Source organism: Acetivibrio cellulolyticus CD2, assembly GCF_000179595.2.
Lineage (GTDB): Bacteria > Bacillota > Clostridia > Acetivibrionales > Acetivibrionaceae > Acetivibrio > Acetivibrio cellulolyticus.
Map to the genome: position 1 here is coordinate 337,964 of NZ_JH556653.1, position 16,747 is coordinate 354,710.

A 16,747-nucleotide genomic window follows, 5' to 3' on the forward strand; every position below is an offset into this window, starting at 1 on the left:
TAGCCGTTTATGTAGAGTTGCTTGATTTCTTTGTTTGCAGAGGCTGAAGAAGGGCAAAAGGGCTATAAGCCATTTTATATACATCGACATCAGGCTTGTCCTTGTAGAAAGCCTTGAGTTTTTTTATGATAGAATTTATGAACTTTGGGTTATTCTCAGTTACAAAGGTTTCAATACCTGAAGTATCATAAGCGATAGTGGATGCAAGAGTAGTGTTAATTTCCTGGCAAATAGGTTCTGTAATATCTACAAGGTGGTTAAAGAAGTTTTCCAGGTAAATAACGAAATCTTGTTTGAACCGTGTAAACTGAGAGTTATGAGGGACGTCTGGAAGGCCACAGAATTCACGGGCTTCATGGCATAAATTAAGAAAAATAATGAGTAGCGAAACTGTAGGAATGCCAAGAATTTTCTGCAGAACTAATGCTGAAAGCATTGAAGAGAGTGAATATTTACGGTCTCTCCCTAGAGTTTTGTGGTAAGACCAATAAAAATCCTGTGGTATAAGCGAAGATAAATCAAGATGTTGTGAGAGTAGCTTAAGAAATTTTGGCTTATTATTTTGAAAAACATCTTTACATTCTTCGAATGTGTCAGCAAAAGAAATTTGTTTATAAAGTTTTACCATTTGTTTTCCCCTTCTCTTGTTTAAAATTGGATTAGATACCTATATTTTACTAGAAGCAGAGGGGGAAAACAATAAAAATATCAATTTGAAATGCAGTAAATTCAAGCGTTATAGCATTTCGCAAATAACTAAAATATTTATTACTTTAGGGGGATTGCATATGAAGCAATTAAAACGAAGCTTTTTTATTATCTTATGTTCACTAATGGTTTTATCATTACTAAGCGGATGCAGTGAAAATTCCAAAAAGAAATCCATATCATATTTAAACAGTATGACCAATACTGAAAAATCAAAAGTACTTGCAGAACCCACTGAGCTAGGTGATCACATTACACTTTTTGATGAAGAAATAGGCAGCACATATGAAATTAATTTATTAAAAAGTTCATCCTATGATGCTTCTAAGAAAGCATCCTTTTATCTGGTACAAGGAACTACATTCAATGGAACACAACTTACAGCACTTAGAGATTATTTGAATTCCAATGCTTCGCAGACACTTCTGGCAATTATTAATACCAGTAAAGATAGCAAAGCAACTGCATCGGCGAACCGGGACTTTGTCAAAGATGCAAAGGCATATCAAGCCTTTTTAACTGATAATATGCTTGGCTGGGTATGTGAAAATTATAAAATTGATACGGACAATATATGCTTTGCTGGATATGAAACCGCGGGATATTTTGCAGCCTATTTATTACATACCAGTAACAGTGTTGCAAACTACCTGATTGTTAACCCAAACCTAAACAAAAAAACCGACGAGTCAGACATATCTTCATTAGAGGCGGCCTTCTTCACCGGTGGAAACACCTCACTATCGGCTAATGTATGCATCTTCCGCTCAGAAGATGACCAAAAAACCTTAGCCTTCTCAAAAACAGACAAATGGATCAATTCTCTTACTGAACACAAATATCAAGGTCTTACTTTAAACAACAAGATCTTGGCCGGAGCGGGACATAATATTATTGATTGTGAGGCCCTTATTCGCGGCATATGTTACTTTAGCAAGTTAGAATACAGTGATAAGGAAGCCGCTTGCGTTTCTGCCTCAAAGGCAATGACTAATACTGAAGTAAAAAGTATTACAGTCGGTAAGCTTTCGAAAGAACATGAATTTTATAATGAAGTGATTGGTATAGATCCAGGCACTGCAGAATATATCAACGAAATTGTGATGTATGATGAAGAAATCAATGATAGCTTTGTAATTCACCTTTCCTTGCCGCCAAATTACGATGAAACCAAAAGTTATCCTCTTGTTCTCATGACAGATGGTGTATGGAGACTTAGCGATCATCCCGAGCTACGTAAGCTGATGAAATCCAACGAATTGGAAAATGTTATCCTGGCCAGTGTTGGTTATCCAAATGGCTATGATTATCGTCTTATAAGAGAGCGGGATCTGCTTGAGAAACCGGATCTATATCTACAGTTTTTAATAGAAAATCTGATACCTTATTTATATAATAATTATCGTATAGATACTACCAGAACTACACTTACCGGTCATTCCTACGGCGGTTATTGGGGGTTATATGCATTATTCCATAGTGACACCATCGGTAAAAATACCTTTGCAAACTATTATATAGGGAGTCCCTCATTCCAAGCAAGTACAAATAATGCAGCTATAAACGATTTTGAAGATTGGTTCTATGAAAGAAAGCAGACATTAGCTTGCTCTGTTTATGCAACCGTAGGCGGTGATGAAGAAGCAGCTTTTATCAACTTAATCGAAACTAGCCTGAATGACATTAAAAAACACTCATATAAAGATTTTACTCTGAAATACGAGGTTATCAATGATTTTGACCACAATACAGTTTTTAAACCTTCGATAAAGAATGCACTTGAAATGTTTTACAACTCAAAATAATCGTATAGGATGCTTTGTCATTAATTAAAAACGGAATTCCTCAGCTGTTTTTCGAGAAATTCCGTTTTTTCATTTTTGTTTTTTATTTCTGCCTTTTTTGAATGAATGTTTTATATTGTATTTAATTTCATTTATTAGTGTGACGTATGCCCCCGATTGAATTTTTGCAACCAACAGTTTAATTTATCAATCACTTATTTGAAAATAGAGGTTCACCAATAATAAGTTTGGTAATTGTATCACTTCCTATTAACCCAGTGCTAACACAAACTTTGTTAATCCCTGTTATTTCCAAATTAAGTTCATATGTTTCACCTGGATTAATTGTAATAGTTTTAATGATTTCACCGCCAAAATTATTCTTTTCAAAATCTAATTTTATTGGGTTTTGTTTATTGTCATCTAAATATATGGATGCTTTTAAGTATTTGTATTTGCATCCAGGGTTAAAGCTACATGAACACGATATATAGGACACTGGTTCATCGTTTACTATACCCCATTTGTAAGTTTTACCAGGCGCTGTCAATAATTGTGCATCTTTTGTAAATATAGTTGCTAATCCTGTGGTGTACAATTTATCATTGGTTATGGGAACTGATTCTGACTTGCCACCTATATGCACTGTTTTAGTTGCATCTTCCCAGTCTATAGGTATATTGAGTGCTTCCCCTAGGCATCTTACAGGGAGATAGGTTCTACCATTATACATAATAGGCTTTATGTCTGAACCATCAGTTTCCTTTGGTGTAAAATCCGTTCCATTAAGCTTCATTTTAATAGTGCTGGATAATATAGCACTAATGTTAACATCAGCTGATTGAGCAAAAGCAAATGATGTTGCACCAATAATTGCACAAGTTATAAATCCAATAGTAAATCCTTTCATTTGTTTAAACATAATGATCTTCCTCTCTTTTTTTAATTTGACTATTTAATTTGACTATCAGTATAATAATATAATTTATTATTCAATGATTAATGTAATCACTTGCACTTGAACTTCCATACTAAATATGGGATGCTCAATTTAATCCGGCAATACTTTCGATATAAAGTCTATAGACCATGCCTCGCTCCCCATACAGCCATCTCCCTTGTGTTCCTGACTCCAACTTTCTCATTGAGTTTCACCATAAGCTGCCTTACATAACAGTCACTATAGTTCATTTCCTTTGCAATGTCATTAAGCTTTATTCCCCTTACTACATAACCTATTATCCTTAAGTCCTGATCTGAAAGCCCTTTCAAATCCTCCTTATTATCCTCCTCACTCTTTATGCTCACAACTCCCGTTTTATAATCCAGCTTTCCGCTCCAGACATCAAAACCATTTGTTACATTTTTTATTATTGAGATAAAAAACTCAGTTTCCGTATCCTTATCTACGTAGCCATTGCAATTGTATTCCATAGCCTTTTGCAAATAATCCTGCTCAAAATGTGATGATGAAATGATAACCTTTATATTTTTGTTGATTTCCTTTATCCTCTTAGCTGCCTCAAGCCCATCCATTTCAGGCATCCTTATATCCATAAGAACTATATCGGGGCTATGTTTAATTGATAATTGTACAGCTTCCGTTCCAGTCGAAGCCATTCCAATAATTTCTATATCATCAGAATTGCTCAGTTCCCTTTTTATGCCTTCTCTTATCAACGGATTATCATCTGCAATAACTAACTTTATCAAATAAAACCACCTCTTATACTACTAATAAAAATTATCCACAAATATTTGCTCTGCAATGATTGGTCAAGATATTTCCTTAATAATTAAATAATATTATAAATAACATGAAATTAAAAGTCACATTTGTTAGAATATTTCATTGTCATTTACTAGCCACTGTTATTTTTACTCCTGGGTTGCAATTGCAATATCTCTAAACGCCCAATGCTTATTGTCCACATCTTTAAATCTGATTTCAGGAGTACCTTTCATCTGTAATCCCAATGCCCTATTTATAAGTGCTGTACACTCAGAACGCTTGATTTTGTTGTTCGGTTTGAAAGTTTTGTCCGAATACCCCTTTATAAAGCCCTTTGAAGTCAGCATATTTATATAGCGCTCAGCCCAGTGCCCTTTTGTGTCTGTCAATTCATTTAAATAATCAGCATTTTCGCTATAATTAAGATATTTACAAATAACCACCGCCAGCTCTGCTCGTGATATATAATTGTCTGGCTTGAAACTATTATCCTCATAACCCTTAAAATAGCCCTTTTCAGATACATATTTTATTGCCCATGCAGCCCAATGCTTATTGTCTACATCATTAAAAGGCATATCCTCAGATTCAGTTTTTTCAGCCAAGTCTAAATTGGCAAGTATTGTAGCCATTTCAGCTCTTGTAATATTCTTGTCAGGTCGGAAAGAATTGTCTTCATATCCTTTCATATAGCCTTTTTGTCTTTCACCACTTCCAGGTATATCAGTTTCCGGTGTTTCGGTTGTTTCTTGTGTTGGTGTTGGTGTCGTATCAGGTACCTGTGTCGGTGTTACTTGTTGCACTGTATCAGATCCTCCACTGCTATTAGAATTACCAGAACCTGAAGAATTTGAACCCGTAGAACCATTACCTCCATTTCCAGGTGTTTCCCCCGGTGTAATGGGTGTCGGTTCAGGTTCCAGTGTGACTGTCTCAGTCCCATCTGCAAATCCAATAGGTCTGACAACTGTAAAATCACTGTTATTTTTATAATCGTATTCTGCCTGATCAACAACTACTTTAGCATACAACCTGACTCTTTCTTTCACTTGCTCATCTGTCACTTCAAACTCAACAACAGTTTTCTTTGCAAGTGAAGGATAGATCTTCTTAATTTCCTTAGTTGCAATTAAATTTTTAAACTCCTTATCAGTATAAAGTTCTATCTTTGCACTATCAAAAACCGTAAAACCAAAGTTAGTAACATCAATATATGCATACCCACGATTTTTTTCATAAAGCTCATTGAAAATTCTTGTAATTGCAACATCTGCAAATGCAAGATTCTGACAGGAGATATTGTTTGATATATCACTGTCATCCGCAGCCTCCACCTCTGCTTTAAGCTTCAGTTCAGTACAATCAGTTGAAGTCTGGCACTCAAACATAACTGTCTTTCTGCTTCCGGGGCTCATACTATTGTTTATTGTTTCTTTGCCTATCAATTTTTCGCCATCGTACAGAGCAACACTAATGTTCTTAGCTGTTAAATCTCCAACATTTTCAACAGTTACATAGACGTTTGATTTCCCCCCTGGAACAAGCGCCTCATCTTCAACAAGGATTCCATCAACAGGAATTGCCACATCTATTTTTCTTACATAGCTAGTTGAAGTCAATAAAGTCCCATCGTATCGATAACCCAAATCGCCTTCTTCCTTTTTATAAACCGACTTATTATATACAGTCAGCACTTCATTCCCATTTCCTGCAACAGTTATATTTCTTGGAATTTCCATTGAATTGTGCTTCAACTCCATTCCCTGTGTCCATGTAGAGCTCTCATCATCATAGGTACTTATAAACAACCTCTGTTCTCCTGCTGAGGCATTTGTCCACGCTAGTGCAATTCCCTCATCGGTATTTGTTGCTTGCAGTTCCTGAATTCCAGAAGCTCTATCGGAATTAACCACTATATCAATATTGTCTGACTCAATTTCAGCTTTGTATATCACGCTGTTGTTTTGGAAAAACACCACCGGTTTACCATTTTCCACAGCTAGTGAAGGATGAGTATCATTGTAAATGTTATCTAATACACCTCTGGGTTTTGACCATTTCTCTCCATCAAAGATGCTTGAATAAAGCTTAAACTGTCCATCCTGCGAATAGGCATCTGTTGTATAAACGAAATATGCCTTACCGTTATACATAAGCAAATCACTTTTGTTGACATTTTGTACATTCGTAATAAAAGCTTTTGGCTCTGTCCACGCCGATCCATTATTGTAAACAAAATAGATATCATCCGGGTTTTCTTTTGTACCAGAATCTAACTTACCATAGTTGTTAACCCATGTAGCAACTGTCTTTCCATTTTCTGTAGCTATCTGCGGTAATTTATTCAAGCCTTCCGTTTCCGGGGATGCTTCTATTTTCCAAATCGCTTTCTCTTGGTCAAAATTCGCTATCCTGAGTTTCATTTTGGAGAGAATATTTTTAGAAATATAGTCTGCCGTTACCTTAGATAAATCTCCTATTTTTTCGTCCATATCAAGCCATACCGCATAGGTATTTTTTGAATCTGCTGAAATACTAGGGAAAGCATCTGCCGTACCATCATTTTCTAATTGTTCAGGTTCAGACCATTTTCCCTCTTCGTAAAATGAATAATACAATGCAGTACGGTTATTATCGCTTCTCTCCTTGTCATCACCAACAAAAACCATTAAAAAGTCTTCATCCTTATCCTTAATCTCGCTAATTTTTGCATGGGATTGGGGGTATGCATACTGCATTATTTCTTCCTCCCCTATCCACTTCTGTTTTTCAAGATAATCCCTAGGAGATGTCTCAAATAACTTTTCTTCAGATGTAGTACTATTAGCTACAGGTGCAGAGAATGCTTCCCTCTTTGCCGACCTTTTCTCCGGACTCTTCTCAGGACTTTTCATAGCATGAGCGTTATTCCCTACATTTTGCGCCTGCTTTGCCTCTGGATCGTATACAACCCATTCTTCTCTTCCAATTTCTTGTTCAAAAGATACAAACCAAACAAGAGTTTCTTTAAATCCAATAGCCAGGCTCAATACTGTTTTTCCTGATGGAATCGTTATGTTAAGTCCTCCCTGAGCCCAAAACTCGCCGCCCAAAAGACCATACGTAACTTCCAAACCAATAGCAGCTCTTAAAGTAACTTCAATTATGCAATAAAAATCAAACATTAAATCTTGAACACTATCAAAACTTCCTATATCGTCTATACCTACATTTACAAAGAAAGTAACTTTTCCGTTTATCTCAAGAGAAACATATCCAGATAACAACAATCCTCCAAAGGTTGCATCTATAGGAACGTTGTATTTGAATTCAAGTGTTATTATTTTTACCTCTATCTCTGTAGCAATTTGAATTTGATACTTTTCAATTTCCCAATTCAGTGTGCTATCGTTGTATACACAAATAAGGGTAAAAGTCACTTCGCCCTCAGTTGAAATACCCATTCCAGCAGCCGCACTGAATGGTTCTGGCACGTCAAATTCTGCCAAACTTCCACTTAATCCAGAACTTCCGGACGCTTTCGATGTAAAAATAGCCTTTCCATTCGAGAAATCATATTTTACATCAAGATCAAAATCAAATTTTGGAATATCTATCCCTAAAGACTTTATCGGACCACTATCAGAAGGCATATCAATATCTGGTACACCCTCCCCTGTTGCAAACTTAAGAGCACCATCAATTCCATTAGGATCGTACTCACCACCAGCATTTTCAAAAGCTGTTTCCAACTCGTTTAACCATGAAACCGCATTTAAAAACGGAAACTCTTTTGCCATAACTATTTTTGCATCTACATAATCCGATGTTGTTGTTCCATATGTACCAACAGCCTCAACTGCAAATTGGATTCTATCTCCTTGAGCCATTTTGCTTCGAATGTCCTTCACTTCAATATAATCTGTCTCATTTTCTCCCGTATACTTCGTTATTCCATACCTGTCAACTATCTTATACAAGTACTTTGAAACTTCACCTGCCCCCTTTAAGTCTACAGAAACCGAGAAAGACAATGATCCAAACGGAAGATTTAGCGGCAGTATAGAACAGGATGGATTAGAGCTATCGGAAATATAAGATGTTACCCTTGTGACTTCAGGCATCCTCTCTAATTCTACTTTAAAATATCTTCCATCATACATTTCACCCTCTACGGTTTTCTTTGGAAATCCTTTCGCTTCAACCGTTATTGTATCATCTTCGAATAAAATATCTTTAAACTCAAATCTTCCATATTCATTGGTCTTTGTCTTATTCTCACCATAAGTCACATCTGCATCCATTATAACCTTGTTAATGTCCTTGTCTGTTACCTCACCGGATATCGTCCCAAAGCTGTCCTCAGGCAATAAATTCTGATCAATAATTCTAACTCTCTGACGAGAACCGATCACGAGAGGGTCAGAAGATGATACGTTGATGGTGAAGTAGCTTATTCCATCTTCTTCAACCAAAACATCATCAATACTGTAACCACTAAGAATATATATACCTTTGTCATCCGTTTTTACAGTATTTGTAGTATCTTTAATTCCATCTTTTATTATCAATTCACTCTCTTCATGTATAATATTATCTTTAGAAATACCTCTGCCCGTAACAATCATTAAATCCGGCATCTTATCGTTTTTCTTAGATCTGTATTTTATAAGAGTGATTTGGCTTTCAATACTGCCTACACCTTCTTTCAATACATAAATCTGAGTTTTTAGTCTGCCGAAAGTTCCGTAATCAACCATTCTGGTTTCTATAGGCATTTCCAAACCACCTAGTGCCGTGGATGCCAGTTCCTTCAAAAACAATGTGTTATCTGCATATAAACCATAAAGCTCTGGATCAAGTGTATATTCCTTCCACAATATTTCGCCAGGTAAAAGTGACGAATATGAAGTTTTAACCAAAGACATATCAGCTCTTGTTTTATAGCTTCTTATAAAGGTTGAATCTCCCATATTTATATTTGGCAAATATATTGCAGAGCTTTTTTCATTTACAAAACCAACTCTGTAAAGCAAATCTACATTCCCATTCTTCATTTTTTCAACTTCAACTATGAGCTTAAGCCCGGAACTGTTATTGACCACTATCGGGTTATTTGAAGTAAAAGTTGCCTTTACCGGCTCGTTAAAACTCTCCAGCATACCGTTAAAATCAGCTGATATATTGTAATTACCCGGTGCATCACCACGAATTATCCAATTTAAAGTTCTGCTTTCTTTTGCAGCAATAGTCCCAATTGATACACTTTGTTCATCATCACTTGCAATAGAGACACCCTCTGGTAAATTCAAGGTTGCAACACAGTCCTCCAAATCATATGACCCTTCAGTATTTATTAAGTGAAGTTTTACATCAAAAAACTCTTTTAACCAGGTAACTCTTCCAGGTATATCTATCAGTAGTATAAAGGGTTCTCCTGTAGAACTGTTCTTGTAAATAATTGGTGTAATCTCTCTGCCACCAATCGATTCTCCGCCCAAACCACTTCCTCCGATTTCAACACTGCTTGAATATGAACCTCCAGAATAACCCGAAACAGTATATGGTTTGCTGTTATAGTTAAGATTAATCTCATATCTGAAAACATTCTGATTACCAGGTGCATACACATCTATACCAGCTGCTTTAATTTCATCAAAAGACAATTTGGTTGTCTTAATATCACCTACAACAATTTTTGTCTCTTCAAGAACAAAGTCCAGATTGCTTACTTCGTTTTCAGCCAGCAATATATCCTGTTGCTTTGGAGAATAACCTTCCTGATAAGCACCTATGTCATAAATGCCAGGCTCTAGCTTAAGGGTAAGCATACCGTTAATATCTGTTGAGACCTTAAACTGATCCTCAGTATTCAGATTAACATAGATATTGGCATAAGGAATATTTTTCCCGAAATTGTCCCTTACAGTTATGTTTAAAATACCAGAATTGTCCTTTTTTAGTATTGTTATTGACTTTTCTATTGAATTTTTGTTCCCGGAACTATCCTCAACTGAAAGGACAACTTTATATTCGCCTTCGGCCGTATATATATGACTTACTTTTGCACCTTCTTGCAAAGTACCGTCTCCAAAATTCCAGCTGTACTTTGTTATTCCCACATTATCTTTTGATGCACTTGCATCAAATTCAACCTCCATACCAATCTCAGCTGATGAAACACAGTTTATATGAGGAGTAGGTAAAACATCATCAATATCTAATGGACTGGCAGCCTCATTTAAAGTTTCGGCAGTATTTATAAGCTTATCAGTTGCAATAATTTTATAAATATATTGTTTAGAGGGATCAAGATCCCTATCAACAATAGACAAGGTTGTACCTCTATACTCTCCAACCACTGTATAAAACTCACTATCCGAAGTTCTGCGATGTAGTTCGTATTCAACAATATCTGTTTCATCACAGCTCCACGATATATTGAAGCCTCTGCCTATAGGCTCAACAGCAATTTTAAGACCTTTTGGTGCAATATTGTCTATAGTGTATTCGTTATAAACATAGTCTGAAACATTTCCTTTCAAATCAACAGCATATCCTCTAATTTTCAGTATACTTCCTGAAGGAAACGTTTTAGTATCCAAATCTGCTGTATAGAAATCCTTCTGGTATGATGAAGGAACTGCAAAAAACTCTACCCATTCTTCGCCATCAAGGCTATACTCAGCTGCCAATTTTGATAGTTTAATATTATCACTGGCAATTAAAACGTAGGTCAGCTTACTGCCTATTGTCATTTTATCCACTGGATAATCGTTGGTCACTACCGGTTTTTCATTGTCCTCAATACCAGATGCATCCAACATTGTTATATCAACAGTATTACTCTCATAGCTTGAATTCCCAGCAATATCATTACATATAACCTTGTAATAATAAGTTTTTCCCGGTTCAACACCCACATCAAAATAGTTGAGGCTCACTACATCAGCGGCAATAGTTGTATATATTCCGCCTACTTCTTCGGACCTCAAAACAGAAAAGCTTTTTATATATGGCTCAGAATTTTTGTCCCATCTGATTTCAATACAGTCAGCATAACTAATAGCTGTGACGTTCTGAACCTTTTCTGGTGCAGTATTGTCAATGATATATTGAGTATATGGTACATTCTCACTTACATTTCCGCTGACATCTGTCGCAATTGCCCTAACGTAAAACTCACCCTCACGAACCTTTGAAATATCAAGATTATAACTCCAACTGTATTCCTTACTATTGTATATAGTTGCTGAAGCAGCTTCATCCCACTCTGATCCATCTAAAGAGGTCTGCAATTGAATTTTTCTGAGGTTTATATTGTCTCTTGCCGTTATCACAACTGGAATATTTCCGGTATAGCAACTGGCATCAGGCTTTATCGTAACTATTTCAGGTTTCTCATCGTCTTCTATTTCAAGAATACTTATAGCTTCTGACACGGTCTCCTGCTTTGCTCCGTCACGATCAATCGCTGTATATCTTATTTTATAGTCCCCTTGAGGCATATACTCAACATCCCATATACACTTAAACAAAAGACCATCAGGAGTCTTTACATATGATACCGAACTGTTAAAGTGGTTCCACTTATCTTCTTCACCGTTACGATATTCAAATTTCACCATGATACCACTTGAGTTCAGCATATCACTTGTCAATGCTTTCAATTCAATTTTTTTCACGTTATACCCGACAAAGCTATAACTTCCATCATAAGCATCCTTGATTGAATTAAGCACCGGAATATCTTTAATTGTTTCACTGAAGTCTGAGTAATTCATTGAAGGATCAAAGGCCCTTATTTTGTAACTATATTCAACACCAGTCTCCAGCTTGGAATCAGTATAGCTATTTGTATAAGAAACAGCAACTTTCATGTCGTCTCTGAAAATCTCATATCCGGCAACAACACTATTGTCACTGGAAGCTTGCCAGGAAAGAGATATGCTCTTACTAGCATGGGAGCTAACAACAAGGTTTTGTGGCACCTCCGGTAAAACTGCATCTCCAACTTCCACAACTATCTGAACAGGTTCGGAAGTATTACCGGATACATCTGTTGCCATAATCTTATATACACAAGTCTGACCTTTGTTTAGTCCTGTTGCGATATAAAGCTTGGAACGATAACCGGAGAACAAAAGATTTTCGTCTTTCCATATAGTATAGGAGCATTCATTGTCATCATTTACATCCCAGGATATCTTCACACTGTCAACACTTTGAGCCACTGTATCATAATCTTTTAAGACAGGGGCTACTGTATCAACAATAATTTCATGATAATACGTAGAACTTTTCAGCCCTGTGAAATCTTGTGCGACAAGGCCGTAATCGCCATCTACTGGAATATTCAGGACGCCTTCAAAGTCGCCCTTCTCATTTGCTAAAAGCTTTACACTGTAAGAGGCCCAGGAATTATAACCGTAATTATTGTATTTATATGCATATACTGTTACATTTCCCTCTCCATTAGTAGTATTGCCACTAATTTTTACATAATCATGCTTGTCTCTGTTGTCAAGATTTATATTAATTCTTGAAACAGGTGTTACTACCTGCTCAGGTTTTTTTATCATTACCGACTTTGAGGAGTTAATATTTCCAACCTCATCTGCCGTAAATACCTCAACCTTTTCTATATAATCTATATTACCGTATTCCAGTATAGCTGAGTAATTACCCTTGTCATCAATAGGCTTGAGTTCTCTTGAATAGCTTGCATAATAACTAACCTTGTCACCGTTATAACCTTCGGAATAAAACGCAACACCTGCAAAGGAAGGACTGCCACTGATATTAGCCACTACTTTTAAATCGGTAGCATGCATCGCGCCTTCTTCCGGAGTAATAATAGAAATCTCCGGTCTATTTTCACTCAAAATACCTTTAAACGCATAGACTTCGCTTTCGGTATCAAAATCATCAATCAATTGAAAATAGAGTGTTTTTTCTCCCTGTGAATCATCAAAGGAGTAGTAAACACTGTCTGTAACTGTTTGATAGTCTTCTTTATCCAAGTCTTCTATTTTTTCAGAAAACCTTACTTTTGTATAATAAAGTGTATTTATATCGAAGCTTACATCTTTATCCTCAAGTAAAGGTTTTTTCATACTTCCATCTGTCCATTCTTTGGCAACAATCGTCGGTTTTATATCTAAAGACCCATTATAATAAAGATCTACATTGCCGATAGCTTCTCCGTCTGCTTTGACAGATACATAATAGTTGCCAATATTCAGATTGTCCAAGTCCCCTTGATTGATTTCTAAAGCATTTTTACCAGTTCTTTTCACAAGCTTGACACCTTTTTTTACATTGGTATACGGCCAGATTGATCTTATATCTGCTATATATTCGGCATCTTCCGCAAGATTTTCTCCAAGAATAAGTATAGGAGAGCCGTATTGAACAGAATTTACCGAAGGTACAATTTTTTCCTTAGCAACAACTATATCCTGACTTCTTCTGACGTTTTTTTCATCGCACATGCAGATTGAGTATTTTCCATAATTCAATTCAGCATTCATCTTGAAGTCTACTATTCTGGAGTCATTTGTAATTCTTTCATCAACTTCATCGCAACTGATTATATTATCTAAAGAGTCTAAAACATTGAAAGAATAGCCTTCTATTGTGCTTATCCTTGGAAATGACAAAGTCAACAAATCACTTCCATACACTGCTTTTTCTACTGTAAATGACTCTGCTGGATAGTTATCCGAAAAAATAATATACTTATTGAAGCCAAATTTTTCCTCACCATCTCTTAAACATATCTCATATACTTGCTCTGTTTTAACTTTCGTCAAATCAGCCTCAACATTTATATCTTTAAACGCTCCATCATAATAGGTCTTTACGGTATTCCAAACCCCTGCCTGTATTTCTTCTTTTGTCATTACATCAACCAGAATCAGCTCGGCATTATCCGAAAAACCTTTCACCCAATTACAACTCAACTCCATTTCTTCATTATTGTTCATCCTATACGCAACTTTATAGTTACCCTCCGAGTCTTTAAATGAAGAAGGAGAAAAACTGTTATAATCTCCTATTTTCAAGCCATCTATATTCAGCTCTTTATCCTTGGTATTATAAAAATACTCATATTCCATACCATTTATTCTTATAAAATATCTTGTATCTTCCTTTAACTCCTTACTGATATTAAGCGTGCCGCTTATCATTACCTGCTCAGTATTGTAATAAGGGCTTGCCATATAAACAGATGCAGACTTCTTGATAGTGGACTTTTCTACTGTGCCGTATACTTCACCTTCACCTACAAGTTCAATATCTACATTTTCAGTCCCCATGATTCCATTATCAATACCATATCCACTTAAAGCAAATTCAACAGTACCAGTCTTAGGTAATGTTGGTGGATAAAAAGTAACAAATTTGTCTACGCTGCTCGCACCATCTGATGCAGGTACGCCAAAATTGATTGAACTCAACGTGCCTCCTTCATTACTAAACTCTATAGAGTAGTATCCACCTTCATTCAATAGGGGAAGTTCACTTTTCCCTGAGAAATCCAATTTAAACACACCTTCATCATCAGGTCTCAATCCTGATAATTCGCCTATTAGCATTGGTATGTGGTTATCGTTTCTAATCAATTCAGCTTTATACTCCACAGCTTTATCGCAATAGGAAGTAACAACCTCAATTATCGGAGCCTTGTAATCGACTATACGGACATATTGAGTTGTAAGTCTATCATTATATGTGTTGCCGGAATTAAGGATTAAACTTTGTTGATTTACATACAGCTTACCTGGATAACTGATTCTTATTGTGTAGGTGTTATATTCCAATATAGGTTTATTAACCCTCATTCGAAATATAAAATCATCATCACTTAAAGTTATATGTTCTACTTTTGATGCTACAACATTCCCATACATATCCATAATCTCGAAATTTATATTCTCCATATCTACATTTTTCGAGTTAGAAAATCCAACATTAAGATCGGCATATTGAACATTATTGTCTGTTGCTTCATACAAAGTATAACAACTAACACTTTCAACTATAAGTTCTTCAGTAGGTATTACTTTAACAGGAACTTCAAACTGCGATACTCCTGCAACCAATTTAAGCCTGTATCCCTTATCAGATTGCAACAAACCATTAAAGTATATAGTTGGAATATCTGCGTAATATAAATTTCTTGTAAAATTCTCCTCATCGTACTCATGGCTTGTGAAGTTATAATTCGACCCAAAAGCGGTTGCTTCTACATCTTTAGTTGTAATTCTTACATCTCCTGAAGTTGCTATAGTTTTACCTGTTTCATCAACAAGTATGAACTTCCCTTCACTTGTATTTATATCATTTAAATAAACAGAACCATATCCTGAAACATAATAACTATTTTCAGGTACATACAAGCAAATATTGTTACCTATTTTCAAACTTGTCTGACATTCCTCTATCACAGCCTTTTCATCACTGTCTTTACAGTTGATTTTTATTGAATACTCTCCAAATTCAACTTTTGCGCCAAAATTACACACAAACTGTAAGAGATTATCTTCCGGTGTACCTGTCCCACCTCTGATGCAAGCCTTTGGTACTTCAATTTTTTCAATAGAGATACCATTTTTTAAAAGCTCTGCCTCAAAAACGATGTCGCCCTGTAAAGCCCCAGCTATTATATCAGCTGGCACACATGGCATTTCTATTACTACAGAGGCAGCATCTTCTGCCGTATATGTATTGTTTTTTATCTTATAAACAACTTCTGTTTGTATTGACTTAAACTTATTTACAACAAACTCTACGGGCAATTCTGTGTTTACATATGCGTTTATGTAGTACTTACATCCTTTACAAAGTTTGAAGGCAATAGAATTGCTTTTCTCAGGCCACATCCTCAATGAAACCAGTGTTTTTTCATTACCGTCTGTAATACACATATAATTCAAAGCATCTTTAGAAGCTGTTACAGTATAAACACCTGTCAACTCCGGCACAAAACACAACTTGATCTGAGAACTTTTCTCAGTTTCATCTGGATTATTAAAAACTTTAACTTCGTCCTCAATTATAATTTGAGTGGATTCGTCTACTATGTCGGAATCTGGCAATGAAGCTTCAGCCTCTGAATACTTGAAGTCAGTGTTCAAAATATCAGCCTTTACCGTAACAGCATCCTCAAGAACGACAGTAGTGCTTTCTGCTTCTTTCGTTGTTAATACATTGCTTACAGAATCGTCCTGCAGAAACTCGCTATCAAAGCTGAATTCTTCAACTTTGTCAGTGGGTCTCGGCTCAGAAACCGTTTCAAGATTACTTTTTGCTGTCTCTACGGCTAAATCTGAATCTGTTTTCGGAGTGTCACTTAAAACTTCCGATACATTTTTACTCAATAATGGATTAGCTTTGGTAACATCATCCTTAGTTGCAATTCCTTCAGCAAAAGATGTGTTTGGCACCATCAAGCTGAACAATAAAGTTGCAACCATCACAAGTGCCAGAATAGAATTTAATCTCTTCTTCATTTTACTCCCCCTATGCAGCTTTGCTG

General features: G+C 35.9%; 5 protein-coding genes. 1 reads left to right on the plus strand and 4 read right to left on the minus strand.

Annotated elements, in window-relative coordinates; genetic code table 11:
- Positions 1–7: 7 nt before the first annotated feature.
- Positions 8–628: an ISNCY family transposase gene (locus ACECE_RS26490; RefSeq protein ID WP_010244290.1), complete on the minus strand. Its 621-nt coding sequence runs from the start codon at positions 626–628 to the stop codon at positions 8–10.
- Between the two features lie 160 nt (positions 629–788).
- Between ACECE_RS26490 and ACECE_RS29000 the strand changes: the two genes are divergently transcribed.
- The gene (locus ACECE_RS29000; RefSeq protein ID WP_010244293.1) at positions 789–2,513 is read left to right on the plus strand and encodes an alpha/beta hydrolase-fold protein; all 1,725 of its coding nucleotides are present in this window, start codon (positions 789–791) and stop codon (positions 2,511–2,513) included.
- Between the two features lie 190 nt (positions 2,514–2,703).
- Here the strand turns inward: ACECE_RS29000 and ACECE_RS29005 are convergent, their stop codons facing one another.
- The 3 genes from ACECE_RS29005 to ACECE_RS26505 all read right to left on the minus strand — a co-directional run bounded on the left by ACECE_RS29005 (position 2,704) and on the right by ACECE_RS26505 (position 16,721).
- Complete coding sequence (locus tag ACECE_RS29005) at positions 2,704–3,414, minus strand: stalk domain-containing protein (RefSeq protein ID WP_010244295.1); 711 nt, start codon at positions 3,412–3,414, stop codon at positions 2,704–2,706.
- 158 nt (positions 3,415–3,572) lie between these two features.
- Positions 3,573–4,205 (minus strand): response regulator transcription factor, encoded by a 633-nt coding sequence (locus tag ACECE_RS0203790; RefSeq protein ID WP_010244297.1) that lies wholly within the window; start codon positions 4,203–4,205, stop codon positions 3,573–3,575.
- 165 nt (positions 4,206–4,370) lie between these two features.
- Entirely contained in the window at positions 4,371–16,721 is a 12,351-nt protein-coding gene (locus ACECE_RS26505; RefSeq protein WP_010244299.1) for an S-layer homology domain-containing protein, read from the minus strand.
- Positions 16,722–16,747 lie beyond the last annotated feature (26 nt).